The organism is Mesorhizobium loti (assembly GCA_014189435.1).
Classification (GTDB): Bacteria; Pseudomonadota; Alphaproteobacteria; order Rhizobiales; family Rhizobiaceae; genus Mesorhizobium; species Mesorhizobium loti_G.
Genome location: CP050294.1, coordinates 206438 through 220230 on the forward strand (window position 1 = coordinate 206438; position 13793 = coordinate 220230).

The 13793-nt window shown below is 60.3% G+C and carries 8 protein-coding genes and 6 pseudogenes; 9 read left to right on the plus strand and 5 right to left on the minus strand.

Annotated features, from left to right (window positions below; all coding sequences use genetic code 11):
- Positions 1 to 170: 170 nt before the first annotated feature.
- Together HB777_35730 and HB777_35735 are read right to left on the minus strand one after the other, a co-directional pair.
- On the minus strand, positions 171 to 1799 hold the full coding sequence (locus tag HB777_35730; GenBank protein ID QND69140.1) for an IS1634 family transposase: 1629 nt from the start codon (positions 1797 to 1799) through the stop codon (positions 171 to 173).
- A gap of 253 nt (positions 1800 to 2052) precedes the next feature.
- A pseudogene (locus HB777_35735) lies at positions 2053 to 2835 on the minus strand (IS1595 family transposase).
- A gap of 2 nt (positions 2836 to 2837) precedes the next feature.
- Here HB777_35735 and HB777_35740 point away from each other — a divergent pair.
- Positions 2838 to 3437 carry an ISAs1 family transposase gene (locus HB777_35740; protein ID QND69141.1) on the plus strand — a complete coding sequence of 200 codons (600 nt, stop codon included), beginning with the start codon at positions 2838 to 2840 and terminating at the stop codon, positions 3435 to 3437.
- Positions 3397 to 3978 carry an ISAs1 family transposase gene (locus HB777_35745; GenBank protein QND69142.1) on the plus strand — a complete coding sequence of 194 codons (582 nt, stop codon included), beginning with the start codon at positions 3397 to 3399 and terminating at the stop codon, positions 3976 to 3978. Before HB777_35740 ends, HB777_35745 begins: the two co-directional genes overlap by 41 nt.
- 16 nt (positions 3979 to 3994) lie before the next feature.
- Here the strand turns inward: HB777_35745 and HB777_35750 are convergent.
- The 3 genes and pseudogenes from HB777_35750 to HB777_35760 all read right to left on the minus strand — a co-directional run bounded on the left by HB777_35750 (position 3995) and on the right by HB777_35760 (position 7029).
- Positions 3995 to 5344: pseudogene (locus tag HB777_35750) on the minus strand (conjugal transfer protein TraA).
- Between the two features lie 51 nt (positions 5345 to 5395).
- Positions 5396 to 6375: pseudogene (locus HB777_35755) on the minus strand (IS5 family transposase).
- A gap of 204 nt (positions 6376 to 6579) precedes the next feature.
- Positions 6580 to 7029 carry a hypothetical protein gene (locus tag HB777_35760; protein QND69143.1) on the minus strand — a complete coding sequence of 150 codons (450 nt, stop codon included), beginning with the start codon at positions 7027 to 7029 and terminating at the stop codon, positions 6580 to 6582.
- A 45-nt stretch (positions 7030 to 7074) separates the two neighbouring features.
- Between HB777_35760 and HB777_35765 the strand changes: the two are divergent.
- The 7 genes and pseudogenes from HB777_35765 (at position 7075) to HB777_35795 (ending at position 13776) form a co-directional block, all read left to right on the plus strand.
- Positions 7075 to 7470, plus strand: a pseudogene (locus tag HB777_35765) (hypothetical protein).
- A 498-nt stretch (positions 7471 to 7968) separates the two neighbouring features.
- Positions 7969 to 8121, plus strand: a pseudogene (locus tag HB777_35770) (IS5/IS1182 family transposase).
- 315 nt (positions 8122 to 8436) lie between these two features.
- Positions 8437 to 9390 carry an IS5 family transposase gene (locus HB777_35775; protein QND69144.1) on the plus strand — a complete coding sequence of 318 codons (954 nt, stop codon included), beginning with the start codon at positions 8437 to 8439 and terminating at the stop codon, positions 9388 to 9390.
- Between the two features lie 24 nt (positions 9391 to 9414).
- A pseudogene (locus tag HB777_35780) lies at positions 9415 to 10118 on the plus strand (IS6 family transposase).
- A 478-nt stretch (positions 10119 to 10596) separates the two neighbouring features.
- The gene (locus tag HB777_35785) at positions 10597 to 11004 is read left to right on the plus strand and encodes a hypothetical protein (protein QND69145.1); all 408 of its coding nucleotides are present in this window, start codon (positions 10597 to 10599) and stop codon (positions 11002 to 11004) included.
- A 26-nt stretch (positions 11005 to 11030) separates the two neighbouring features.
- Complete coding sequence (locus tag HB777_35790) at positions 11031 to 13277, plus strand: hypothetical protein (GenBank protein ID QND69146.1); 2247 nt, start codon at positions 11031 to 11033, stop codon at positions 13275 to 13277.
- A gap of 115 nt (positions 13278 to 13392) precedes the next feature.
- Positions 13393 to 13776: a helix-turn-helix domain-containing protein gene (locus tag HB777_35795; protein QND69147.1), complete on the plus strand. Its 384-nt coding sequence runs from the start codon at positions 13393 to 13395 to the stop codon at positions 13774 to 13776.
- Positions 13777 to 13793 lie beyond the last annotated feature (17 nt).

Sequence of the window (13793 nt, forward strand, 5' to 3'; positions counted from 1 at the left end):
CCAAACCGCCACCCACTCTAACGATACACCGAGTCATAACGCCGCGCCCGCCACCGCTTTTGCCCCGGTTACGTCAAGCCCCACTTAAACACCGCCTGTAAGAATATGTTATTATATCAGCACGTTAGGCGCGCGCCGGCGCGTGTTACCACTACATTTTGGGGATGATCTCAGGCGAGTTGTTCGTCGAGGTTGTGTGGCAGAGCGATGCCAGATGCCTTGAAGACGTTGCCCACTTGGCCCGTAACGTGGGTTCTGGTGGTGACGATGCGACCATCCTTTTCGATGGTGGCTTCCTGGAGGCGGTCGAGATCGCGTAGGAGCGGCTGCCCTTCGGGCGTCAGGCCTTTGGCCCGGCAGAGGCGGCGCAGTTCCTTGCTGAGTACGAGCCCCAGGAACGAGCAGAACACATGCCCGCGGATGGCGGCATCGGATTGGTGGAAGATCGGCCGGGTATTGAAGGTTGCCTTGGCGGCGCGGAACAGGCTCTCGACCTCGAGCAAATCGCGATACCGCAGCACGGCCTGGAGCGGGGTCACCTTCGCGTTGGTCCGCACCACGGTGATGCCGTCGTAGCGGGCTTCCTCGGCAAGCTTGCCGACATCGATCTTGAAGTTCTTGCCGCTGGCCTTGAGGTAACGCCGGTAGGCCGAGTTGCCGACCAGTGCCTTGTCGCCCTTCTTGAGCTGTGCCTCGAGGCCGGCGATGATCGCCTGGCGGTCGGCCTTGTCCTTCTCGGCCTCGGCGTCATTGCGGCTGACGATATAGCGGTCTTTACCGACCTTGACCTCTTTGACCCACAACTGAGTTTCACCGCGCTGGCGCTCGAGAACGAGCGGAACCATCGGTGCCGCGTCATTGAGCACGACGTTGTGGATCACGCTGCTCGAGCGTTCGCGGGCCCCCCGAATGTATTCCATGCCCAGCTTTTCGAGCGCGGCGATGGTATCGGCGCTGATCATGCCGCGATCGGCGACAACGCAGGCGCGTGTGACGCCGAAGCGCGTTCGCAGCCGATCGACCACCGGCAACAGGACGGTCACGTCAGCGGTGTTGCCGGGCACCATCTCGGTGCAGATCGGCCGGCCCTCGGCATCAACGACCAGCGCCAGGATCATTTGCGCCAGATCGGGGCGGAAGTCCTTGGAATGCCCGCGCTTGCCCAGCGTCTCGCCGCCCGCGCCATGGAAGGACAACGAGGTGGTGTCCATGAACACAAGGCTGAGGTCGGTGAACAGGTCCTGCCGGCGCGCGAAGAGCTTTTCCTCGATCGCGTCTTTCACGCAGCGCGCCACCAGCGCGCCTTGCGCCTTTTCGCCGAGTTCCTCGCCCAGCCACGCCATTGCCCGGTAAAAGTGATGGAGCGCCAGACCCTCGGCGCCCTCGATACCATAATCGGCCATCCAGTTCGCGCAGTCGCGGTCCGAGCCCGAGACGAACAGCCGATGCAGCGTGCCAACGAACACCGCCCGTTCCACCGCAAAGCCGAACTGGCGCCCTTCCAGCACCTCTTCCAGCACCTCGCCGATCCCGAGCCGCTCCCACAGCCGCCCGAACAACAGCGGACCGCCGATGCGGCGAGAGGCAATTCGCCCCGCGTCAATGTCGGACAGGATGAGGCTGCGTTCGCCATGGCGCGCAATCGAGGCCGCCAATCTGTCAAGTTCGCCGCTGGCAACCAGCGCATCCTTGCGGCCCAGCGCCTTTATCGTGCGCTGGCGAACGGTTTTGCCGTCGCGGACACTTTCCACGAGGTAAAGATAGCGGTGGCCGCGCGCGACTCTCTCAACGACAAACATGCCAGCGTTGTTAGCGAATAAATGCCATCACATCCATACAACATACGGCTAGCAGATCAAATGTTGTTACCACACATTTTCGCGCCGAAAACTCAAGGCGAGTGAATTCAATAGCTTAACGGACAGCGTTCGCCATCCGTTCACCTCCAACTGTTCAAGTCGGGTCAAGAAGGTAACCGGGGCAGATTACCGGGCGGTGGGGGTTTGCAGGCGCGTGCGTTCGTGATTCACCCTTTGCGTGACGCGGCCTTTATCAACCAAAGACAGCTACGGCTGATTTGATGATGATGCCGCCATCCGGGCTTCGGCGCATCTGACGACCCGTGGCGGTGCGAAAAACATTCGTCAATTGCAGCGCAGGCGGCACGCGCGACCACAGGGTTCGCACGCTCTCCCGGCCATGCCGGGTTTTGCGAATGACGTTTCCTGTGACGACGCGCTGCGACCATCGGAAGCCGATCTCGTGGAAATACAGGTCGGCATGCTGCGGGCTGATATGATGAAAGACGCCGGCGATGGTACGGCGGACGCGGGAGTTGAAGCCCTCCACCGAATTGACGTGGACGGCCTCGCGCACATACTCACCGCTGGAATGCTTCACGGTCTCATGCTTGGCAAAGCTCTCACCAATGGCCATGAATGCCTTTCACTCGTCGCTCATCAAATGAGCTCCCAATTCGATCTGCGCTTCAATGACGCGTTCGCTTGCTCGCGCCGAGAGACCGGTCACGACCGCGGCACGCGCGTCACCGGCCAGAGTGCCAGGCATGACGTCAGTCGGCCGCCGCACCATTACCATGACTGGCGTTTTATCCGTATTCGCCTGGCCTTTCCGGCCGCGGCCCGGAGGCGGGTCGTCGGGATTCTTTCTGGGCCTTCCACCGAGATGGAAATGGTCGATCTCCACCGTGCCGGCGAGCATGTTCTCCCGCGCCACCATGAGACGCAGTGCATGTCCCATCCGCCAGGCCGTTGGCTGGCTCACCCCGAGCGCCTCGGCCAGGCGCACCGACGACAAGCCCTTGTCGGATTGCACCGTTGCCCGGCACATTGCTGTCATTGTTTTCGCAGATCCCCGATCCACGCCGTGGCCAGGGGCAGATGTATCCCCAGGCGCCGATCCTGCTGTTCACGGTGCTGGCGATGCTGGCCGGGGCGGTTTCGTATCGTCAGGTCCACGCCTTCATCCGCATCCATCTTGTCCGCCTGAACGGCGTGTTCGGGGTCTCGGTGCGAAAGGCCCCAGCCTACTCGACGGTGCGGTTCATCCTTCGCGGTCTCGACGGGGCGGAGGTCGAAAGGGTGTTCCGCCAGCATGCGGCCGGCCTGCCGACGCCCCCGGCCCAAGAGCCGGACGACGCCATGCCGGACGACGTCATGCCGGCGTGCGTGGCCATTGACGGCAAGACGCTGCGCGGCAGCTTCGACGCCTTCAACGATCGCAAAGCGGCGCATCTGCTGAGTGCTTTCGCCAGCGATGGTCAGATCATCCTCGGCCATCTGGCGATCGATGAGAAGAGCAACGAAATCCCCGCCGCCCAGGACTTGATCGCCACGCTGGGCCTGACCGGGCGCATGTTCACTCTCGACGCCATGCATGCCCAAAAAAACCTTCGCCGTAGCCCTGGCCACGGGTAACCATCTGCTGGTTCAACTCAAGGAGAACCAGCCCAATCTGGATGACGAGATTCGCGCCATCGTCGACAGCCGCACTCCCAGCGACACGGCCTCCTCACGCGACACAGTGCGATCCCGGCAGGAGGATCGAACCGTGGACGTCTTTCCCGTCGGCAAGGCCCTCGTCGACAGCGAATGGCAGCCCTTCGTCAAGACCATCATCCGCGTCACCCGCCAAACTTGGCTCCGCAGTGCCGCCACGGGCATGTGGCAGCCGCGCGGCGAGGTCTCATACTATATCTCCTCCGAACAGGGTCTCCCCGCCAAGACTTGGGCCGCCATCATCCGAGGCCACTGGGGCATCGAGAACCGCAACCACTATGTCCGCGACGTGTCCTGCGACGAGGACCGCAGCCGTATCCGCGACAACCCCGGCATCATGGCCAGAGCCCGCAGCTTCGCCCTCAACATCCTGCGTCACAACGGCACGAAAAACGTCGCTCAAGCCCTCTGGAACGGCGCTCTCTCCCTCGATCTCATCCTCGCTTACAAGGCTCTGTAATCAGCGTTGAACAGCCCTGCAGCCGGAACAAGGCCGTCTCGACCGTCTTTTCATAGGCTTCAAACTCTGCTCGCGTTGTCTCGCGCATTTCCTGACCCTCCAAAACGACTTTCTGCAAGGTTACCAGATTGGCGCGGAATTTTGATCCGAAATCTGCATGGACGACATTTACGCTCGCTTCCGCCTGACCTGCCGAAAGGCTTGCTGTCAAATGATCCCGCTGCTGTTCTGCATAAGCGACAACACGCCGATCACCGCTAGCGAGCGCAATCTTCTGCCAACTCTGCGTTGCCTTTATGGCATACTCCCGGCTTCTTTCGGCCTTCGCCAGACTGCGCCGTCCGCCCCGCTTGGCGTCGTACCGTCCCTGTGCCGCCTCGCTGGTCCCGACGTGCTCGGTCCGCCCTTCACTGCTCACCGGCCTCACCTGATTGCGGGTAAAGGCGGGCGGACTGGCGAACTCGCGACGATCGGTCATTTCCATCGCTATTCCCTGCGCCCGAGCCATCTGCGCCATTGTGGCCCGCCACTCCCGAAACACCTGAGGGGTCGTCTCGATCCGATCGCCTGATTCCGATCGCATGGTGATGATCGCGTGGGCATGGACATGTGGCCGCTTGCCCCCCTCGCCTTCTTCCTTCGGGTCATTGGCCGGATCATGCATGGCAAACACATAGCGATGGCCGGCGAACTGCTCGGCAAGGAAGTCACGTGCAGCGTTTTCAAACGCCTCGACATTCGTGCCGGCCCGGGCCGACATGATCAGATGCATCACGTCGCGGCCTTTGCGGCTGTGCAGATCACCGCGCCATTCCTTTTGCACCAGATCGCCAGCGAGCTTTTCGTCACCAACGATTTGGCCGCGGTCGTCGCGAACGTCGCCGTCATGACGTTCGACCAGGCTCCGCAATTTGCCGGCGCCATACTCGACACCGTTGCCGTAGCCTTGGAACGAGAACCGTGCTGCCCCTTGCGCGGCTGCACTGGCGTCATATCGCGCCTGAATGATGCTGGCAGCCCTGTCGTCGCCAGTCAGCCGCTCGCCTTGCCCGCTTCTGAGCACGATCGCCCCTTGAACCGTCAGCGCGCCGTCGGCCTGGCGCGTCACCGCATAAGCATAGCGTCGATCGCCGAATGCGCTCGTCAAACTGTTCCTGACCAGCTCATGCATCGCCTCGTCTGACGAAACCGCCGCAGTCGCAATCTCTACGGTGAAGCTGCCGATATCGCGGCTCTCTGCGCGGTTCTGGAATAGATGGTTCCAGTCGCCCCGCAACCGCGCCAGGTCCTCGCGGCTGCTGATGCGCTCGCCGTTCTCGTTCTCGACGGCGAGCTCGCCGCCGCGCGACACATAATTCAGCATAGCACTGTTGCATGGATTAGACTTTGGACGAGGCAACCCTATCCACTGCATTTTTCATGCAACGCGCTCGAACTTGGGCCGGCCAAGTTCTGTCATCCGGTTAAGAACACGGACGCCAATCTTCGCTTCAGTCTTCTGATTGTCAAAATGTCGCGCTTTGAGTTTGGGCCCGATCACAGCCTTCCATCGACCCATCTGGGTCTCAGCGCGACTGCGCTTGTTGTAGCCGGTGGATTTCTGCCATGCCATCCGCCCTTTGGTCTGGATTTCTGCAATATGGCGATCGCGGACAGATGGAACCAGCACCGATTGAGGGCTGGCAACGGCAGTCTTGGGAGGTGGGATAATGACCTCCACGATCTCACCAAAGCGTGTCGCCAGAAGATCTCGGGTTGGCGTTCCATCATAGGCGCCGTCGGCAATGAACTTCTCGACGGGGCCACCGATCTGGTCCAGAAGTCCTGGTAACGCTGTCGGATCGCCGACATCATCCACGGTCAGATCGGAACAAACAATCTCACCACTGACAAGATTGAGACCAAGGTGCAGTTTGCGCCATCTTTTGCGTTTGGCCTTGGTTTTGTGCTTGTTTTCCAGCCACTCGCCCTCGCCGAAGACCTTCAAGCCGGTGCTGTCGACAACCAGATGGACCGGACCTGATGTTGTGGCTCGGGACTTTGTCGACGGCAACGCCAGCCCTTTGCTCCGGCGAGACAGGGTGGAGAGTCAGGCACGGCAATATCGAACCCCATCAGCGCCGCGACACTGCGCATCAAGCCTTGGGTCTGGCGTAGCGCCAGCCCGTAGACGACGCGCAGGGTCAAGCACAACGTAATCGCCAGATCCGAGTATTTCGGCTGACCACCCCGCGATGTCCGCCTCCGCGCCGTCCATTAAGACAGGGCCTCATCCTTCACCCAGATGGTCAAATCACCACGTTGACGCAGGCTTTCATTATATGCCGGCCAATTCGTCACTTGATATTTCTGCTTGGCAATCTTGTCCCGCCGATCGGCATTGAACTTGTGCGGCATCGTCGAAATCCGGATCAGGAGACTGAAAACCACCGCTCAATATCAGTCGCCGGGTGATCCACGCAACAACGCCGGTTTCGCATGAATCCCTGCCGACCCTCCTACACGGCCGTTTGTTGCGCGTGTGCGGTGGCGGGGCGCCGTATCGTCATCGATACCGGCGCCCCGCGGTTCAGCGACCGGACGATTCGATCCTCTTGCCGTTCAGTATCCCGGCGGCACGACAGGAGGCCGGGGCAGCGAGTCCAGTTGGTTGGCTGCCACCAGAACTGAATCCACTGCGTATCGGTGCGTGTCCGAGGAAGGATCCATTCCGTAGGCTTCCTGAATCATCCGTGATGCGATTTCCCTTTGTTGGTCTTCAGGAACACGGGACAATGCGTTGCGTACACTGTCGGCGAACTCGGGTGAGATCACTTGTGCTTCTGCATATTTTTCCCACGCTACGGGTGCGTTTTGCCTCTGGCGCAAATTGTGGGCAGTGTCTTCATCTGTGTCCGGATGCACTAACGGAATCAACCCCTCAAGACGGTTTTTGAGGAATTCGGCGCTGCTTTTGTCCATCGACCAAGGACCTTTCTCGGCCGGCTCTCCGCTCCATGCGCTGTCTTTCAACCGAACAGCGGGACCGTTGGCCCAGGCATCCATGACCACGGTCGACCTCGGGTCGCGGCTTCCGCGCCGCAGTTCGTTCCAGGTGTGACCCGTCTTGACTGGGATCTCATCACCTTCGTCGGTTATCTCTTTCATTGACACGGAAGCAACAGAGGTCATACTCCGCTCGTTGGCCGCCATGTGTGGGGCGTGGACGATGGCGGAAAGGGGAGCGGCCTGATCGCAGGCCGCCGCTCCCATGACTACGGCCACTGCAACCTCGTTGTTGGCGTCTGGTGCCATCTTTGCAACCGACGATCCGATGCCGTTGTGGCCGTGCGAGGGAATGTCGTCCGCCTTAACGTTTCCCCGGCCATGCTTGAGCAGCAGACGGACGTCGTGAACGGTTTGCCCGGCTGTCGCGAGTCTTATCGGGCTCGTGACCTCGTCATCGACGACATACGCTCCCATATGGTAGGCGGCCTGCTGGATCTGATGTTGCTCCAGAGGAGCATCTCCGCCCCTTCGCAACCTGTCGGGACGCGTACCCAGGGGGACCCTCAGCGCTGATATGCGGCTCTCAAGGTCCGACGCCGTGGGTTCTCGCGGCGACTCTTCCGTGTCATATGTGGCATGTCGAGTCGATCCGGAGGATTTGGAGCAGCAAATTCCCATATCTACACCTGTAGCGGAGTTTCTGATCGCCTAGGGACGGGATACGCGGGAAGCCGCTTAACCGTGAAGGCAAAATATTTAGAGTGGCTACCTGTTATCTCGACTTTGTACGTTTTTGGTCAGGTCCAGGTCCAGAATAGGCTGTTGGTTGCGATGTGGCTGAGCGCCTGATCGAGGGCAGAACACAGCCGCCCATATCGTCGATGTCTTCCCATTTTCGCCGGTGTGACCAGTAGGCGATCCTGACCAGCGTTGGTGCATGGATCCTTTGTCAACGGTTTGGCGATAGGCAGGCAGGATCGAAATCAGCTTGATGCGAGAGCCATGCCGTACAAACACAACGCAGATCGTCGTCATCACGTCGGAAAGATGAAATTCAGGGTGACGAATTGGCGTGACTACGAAGCAGGTCTGCGCCGGCGTGGTAGCCTGACCTTATGGGTAACGCCGGAGGCACTGGCGGGATGGCGCGCTCCGCCATATCCGCGCACCAACGCCCAGCGAGATCCAACGGAGCTGGGGCGTCCCACGGGATGCGCAGACCTGTATTGCGTTCGGGCGAATGTCATGTGAACTCCTAGGCTAGAGACTGCGCGACGGGCCACGCCAAAACACGTATCATGGCTATGAATATGCAATTTGCATGCCACCAAACGGGTTGCGAGAGCGACCACAAATCGGAGGAGTCGCCCCCTGGCCAGCGTTGGTGCATGGATAGCGTTGGTGCATGGATCCTTTGTCAACGGTTTGGCGATAGGCAGGCAGGATCGAAATCAGCTTGATTTGAGTGCCATGCCGTACAAACACAACGCAGATCGTCGTCATCACGTCGGAAAGATGACATTCAGGGTGACGAATTGGCGTGACTACGAAGCAGGTCTGCGCCGGCGTGGTAGCCTGACCTTATGGGTAACGCCGGAGGCACTGGCGGGATGGCGCGCTCCGCGACGCAAGACCCGCGGCGGCCAAGCCCGGTATTCCGATCTCGCCATTGAGACAGCGCTGACGCTGGGTTGCGTCTTCGCAATGCGGCTGCGCCAGACCGAGGGATTGCTCCACTCGCTGCTGGATCTCATGGGGCTGAAAGTCCCAGTTCCAGATCATACGACGCTGAGCCGTCGGGCACAGAAGTGGGAGCCATCAGCCCGACGAAACCCGCCGCTGCCGGACGGCCCGCTGCATGTGCTTGTCGATAGCACGGGATTGAAAGTCTACGGCGCCGGGCAATGGCTGGAGCAGAAACATGGCGCCAGATCACGTCGCAACTGGCGCAAGCTGCATCTGGCAGTGGATGCCAAAAGTGGCGCGATCATTGCCCAAAGGCTGACAGATCAGGACACGGATGATCCTTCCCAGGTGGCACCGCTGCTCGATCAGATCGACGGCGAGATCGACCAGTTCACAGCCGACGGAGCCTATGACGGCAAGCCAACCTATCGGTCTATCCTGCAGCACAGCGCAACCGCGAACATCGTCATTCCACCGCGTTCCACGGCGGTGGAAAGCGGTGATGCCGGACCGCCTGGTCAAAGGGACAAGCACATTGCCGCAATCGCAAGCGACGGTCGGCTGAAATGGCAGGCAGCCACCGGCTACGGCAAGCGGGCGCTGAGCGAAACAGCCATCGGACGATACAAGGGGCTGATCGGACGGCGCCTGCGAGCACGCTCTCTTCCGGCTCAACAGACCGAGGTTGCCATCGGTTGCATCGTTCTCAACGGTGCTGTCACATTGATTAAGCGGTAAGGAAAGTGAGGTAGCAGCGCGCCCATGACCGTGAGTGCACCGACCTACAAGAACCACCGCTATCCGATCGAAATCGTGGCCCGTGCTGTCTGGCTCTACTTCCGCTTCAATCTGAGCCTGCGCGATGTCGAGGAAATGCTGCTCGATCGCGGGATCGTCGTTTCCTACGAGACCATCCGCCGATGGTGCCGAAAGCACGGCCCTGATTATGCGCGCCGCATACGCCGCAAGGCACCAACGAAAGATGATGTCTGGCACCTGGATGAAGTCGTGGTGCGCATCAACGGTCAGAAGTGCTGGTTGTGGAGAGCGGTTGATCAGGACGGATATATGCTCGACGAGATTGTCCAGACGCGTCGCAACAGCAAGGCCGCCAAGCGCCTGCTGACGCGACTTCTGAAGAAGCAGGGTCTGCCGCCAAAGCGTATGATCACCGACAAATTGCGCTCCTACGGGGCGGCCCAACGCCAGCTCATGCCGAACGTGAACACCGCTCGCATAAAGGCTTGAACAACCGGGCGGAGAATTCTCACCTGCCGTTCCGAAAACGGGAACGAACGCGACAGGGTTTCCGGTCGGTCGGCTCATTGCAGCATTTCGTGTCGATCTTCTCCGCCGTCCGAAATCTCTTCGTCCCCTCCCAGACCAACCGCTCGGCAGCACAAATTCGAACCCATCGACGCCAAGCCATGGCCGCGTGGGAAGCCGTGAGTGCACGGCCTGCCTGAAAAGCGCGGTGTCGGCCTCACGCGGCCACATTTCAAACAACGTGACAACGCCTCCGCCTACCATTCTGAAGCGTTCTGATGCTCGGCAGTCGCACGCGTTGTCGGTTTTGTGACAACGTCGAACGTGAAACACTGCACTATCATCGTGATCGTTTTGTTTTAGTTGGTTTTCCGGTTTGGCGCGGCAGTTGCTTGGATGTGGGGACAATACAATCTCGCGACGCGGACAACAGTTGGCAACGAGGCGCTCGGTTGTCCCGCCGCTTGATAAAGCCCGAGCGCAAAGACGCGCAGGAGGAAACTCGGGCGCCAACTGGTAAGCGGCTAAATCCGACCGGCTCCTGGCAGGTGACGGCAGCGGCGATTTCTCACAGGCTTGGCCGCCTTGGTGGCGATTTTTATTGTCGGCATGTGGCTAGTCGTCCTGACAATGATGATGCAGCGGATCGACATCGAGTTGGAGTTTTAGGATCGCGGCGTGACGATCATGACGTCGTTGCAGGTGCTGGCCTTCGCCGCGGCCGGAGCGCTGTGGGGCGTCAAAGTCCAAGAAAAGGAAACGGAGAAGGCCAAGGACGAGGCCAAGAAGTCGAAGGAGGATGCCCAGGCATCGAAGCTGGAGCCCCACTATGCGCATGCCGGGAAGGACTTGGCGCGGATGTACCTTGACACGATCGGCCAGAAAGCAACCGTCGATCTTCGGCACGAGAGCACTGGCGAGGCGGAAGACCTGAGCCGCCAAGCCACAGCGGTTTGGCCATGTAGAAGTGGTTTCTCTGGGCCTTGGAGGCGGATTGCGGTCCGGCGATCTGGCTCAAACCATCCTTCAGCCATCCGGCAGCATGGAATTGAAGTGAGGTTTGCGAGGATGATCGGATGCCTTTGATCGGTTACTGTGGAGGGTGGTTGGCGATGGATGACGAAATTGATGGCGCGCTGTTAGCGAATGCAGAGGCCGCCGCCGCGCGATGGAAGAACCGCACAAGGATTCGCGAAGCGCGCACTGACGCGCTGATCAGGCATGAGATTCTGGCGGCGGACAGTCCGGATCGCCTGGCTGCGCGATTGAACAACATCATCAGCGATGTCCGGAAATCGGGCGGGGGAATGCTCCCGCCGGAAAGCTCCATCTTGAGGAAGTTTGTGGAGCGCCCCTTGCCCGTGACTGTCGCAGAACTCAGCGACCAGATCGTTAACGAGGTTATCATCGGTGCCCGCGACTTTCTTTCCGTGGAGTTTCTGGACAGAGGATCGGCGGCCGCCCGAAGTGTCGGGCGAGTCCTTATCCGCGCTAATGGAACCCTGAGCGCACGAGGCACTGGCTTCCTCGTCGGACCGGGATTGCTTCTGACCAATGAGCACGTCCTGACCTCGGCGGAGCTTGCGGATCGATGCGTCGTTCAGATGGACTACGAGCAGAACCGCTTCGGCCTGGTGAAGCAGCCTCAGGAATTCGCGCTCGAGCCGAAGCGCTTCTTCCTGAATGACCACAAGCTCGACTACGCGCTCGTGGCGGTTTCTGTGAAAAGCATCCAGGGCGTTGAGATTTCTACATACGGATGGCTTCCGCTCAATGGCGCCCAGGGAAAGATCGCGATCTCGGATGAGGACCACATCAACATCGTCCAGCATCCTGGTGGCCGGGAAAAGCAGGTCGTAATCCGCAACAACCGGGTTCTCGACATGAGGACTGCCGCCGAAGGTCTCGGACCGTTCCTGCATTACGAAGCCGATACGGAGAAGGGCTCGTCAGGGTCACCTGTGATGAATGATGGATGGGAGGTCGTCGGGCTTCACCATAGCGGCGTGCCTGCGATCGACAGCCAAGGGAACTGGCTCCGGAAAGATGACCGCATCTGGGACAAGGAGCAGCACTCGGTCGCGGAAATCAAATGGGTCGCGAATGAGGCCGTGCGGACATCCAGCCTCGTTGCAGCGATCGAAATCGCGCCGCTGGAAAAGGAGAAGCGGGCCTACCTGAATGAAGCCATGTCGGCCACAGCATCCATGGAAACCTTCGCGCCTAGCCTGGTCCCCGAGAGCGTTGCGCACGAGCTGGAGGACACCCCAGTCGTTCGCGATGTGTCGTCCGGGAGAGGCAGCGGTCCCAACCGGGAAATATCGAAGGACAAATGGGAGCCGTCGGCCACCATCGAGGTTCCGCTGAAGATAACCCTTTCCCTAGGCCGGGCCGGCAATCGGTCCGCATCGGCGCCGATGCCGCGCCCGCGGCTTCCGGCCGAGTTGCTCGAAGAGAAATTAGAGGCGCAGGATTTCGCCGATCGCGATGGTTACGCCCGCAAGTTCCTGGGCGTTTCCGTTCCCCTGCCCAAGGTCAAGGCCGAGCCGAAATTCGGTGGTGGTGCCTTGGTCGTTCCCCGGCCCGCTCGACCGGATGATCGGACCGAACTGCGCTATCACAACTACAGCGTCATCCTCTGTGCGAAACGGCGCCTAGCCTATGTATCGGCCTGCAATCTGAACTTCGCCGCGAAGGAAACCGCGAGCCGGGCGGATGGGCGCAGCACCTGGAGGAAGGATCCGCGGATCGAATTCGCGGATCAGCTCGGCGCACGCTTCTATGACTACAACGACTACAACAAGGGACACCTGACACGGCGGGACGATGTCGCTTGGGGTGAGACATTCGAGGACGCCGTTGCCGCGAATGACGACACGTTCTTCTACACCAACTCAGCGCCTCAATATTTTCTCTTCAACCAGTCGGACGAATTCACTGGTGCCGGGCTGGACCTCTGGGGAGACCTGGAAAACTTCATCTCCGAGCAGGGGGAAGAGCAGCGTGCGCGTTTGACGGTCTTCAACGGCCCCGTCTTTGGTAAGCAGGACAAGCCGCTACACGACGCACTTGTGCCGCTGAGTTTCTACAAGATAGTGATTTGGCGCGACGTGAGAGAGGATCCGGGTGCAGTGGGCTTCCGGCTCGATCAGTCCGACCTGATCGCGTCATTACCCCAGGAGGCCATCGATCCGGGCCGTTTCGAACTGCGCCAATGTCGGATCGCTGACATAGAGGATCAGTTGGACCTCGACTTCGGGGTGGCGAAGAAGTGGGACCGGCTGGGGAAGGTTGATGTCAGCGAGGCCTTCGGGGCTGAAGGTATCGAAATCGCCAGCTTGAAGGACATCAGGCTCTGAGCGAAAAGTGCGGACAGTCCGAGTCGACATGGTGGCGGTCCCCGCTGGAGTGCACCCCCAGACTGAGACAAGGAAAATCGCGGACAGTTTCCCCGCGAGGAGAGGAAACTGGGGCATGGCCGGACGGCAAAGAGTTATTGATGAGGACCAAAAACTGGAGCTTCTCCAGCGCATGGAGGCGGGCGAAACCGTTAGCAAGTTGGCAGATGAGGTTGGCGTCAGTCGCCAACGTCTTTACGAGTGGCGCGATCACCTCAGGCTTCGTGGCAATTTGAAGTCACGTCGGCGCGGCCGGCCGGCCAGATCGACAGCAGGAGCTGACGGAGTCGCGCAGCCGCGGAGCGCAGTCGACGTGCCGGCACCTCAGGAAAAGGCACTGAACAAGGCCAGGCGCCGGATCAGGGTATCGGAGCAAAACAGCCGAGGCTCTAATCGCCGCTGGATGACACTTCAGTGGCAGGTCAGCAGGGGGGATTCGCGCTGGTCGCGGATTTGTTAGCGTGCTGTTTCGTGGTC

Bases quoted from the DNA above. Each gene is read 5' to 3' on its own strand.
- HB777_35730 (QND69140.1), bottom strand. From the start codon at position 1,799: ATGTTTGTCGTTGAGAGAGTCGCGCGCGGCCACCGCTATCTTTACCTC.
- HB777_35745 (QND69142.1), top strand. From the start codon at position 3,397: ATGCCCAAAAAAACCTTCGCCGTAGCCCTGGCCACGGGTAACCATCTG.
- HB777_35775 (QND69144.1), top strand. From the start codon at position 8,437: ATGCCGTACAAACACAACGCAGATCGTCGTCATCACGTCGGAAAGATG.
- HB777_35790 (QND69146.1), top strand. From the start codon at position 11,031: ATGGATGACGAAATTGATGGCGCGCTGTTAGCGAATGCAGAGGCCGCC.
- HB777_35795 (QND69147.1), top strand. From the start codon at position 13,393: ATGGCCGGACGGCAAAGAGTTATTGATGAGGACCAAAAACTGGAGCTT.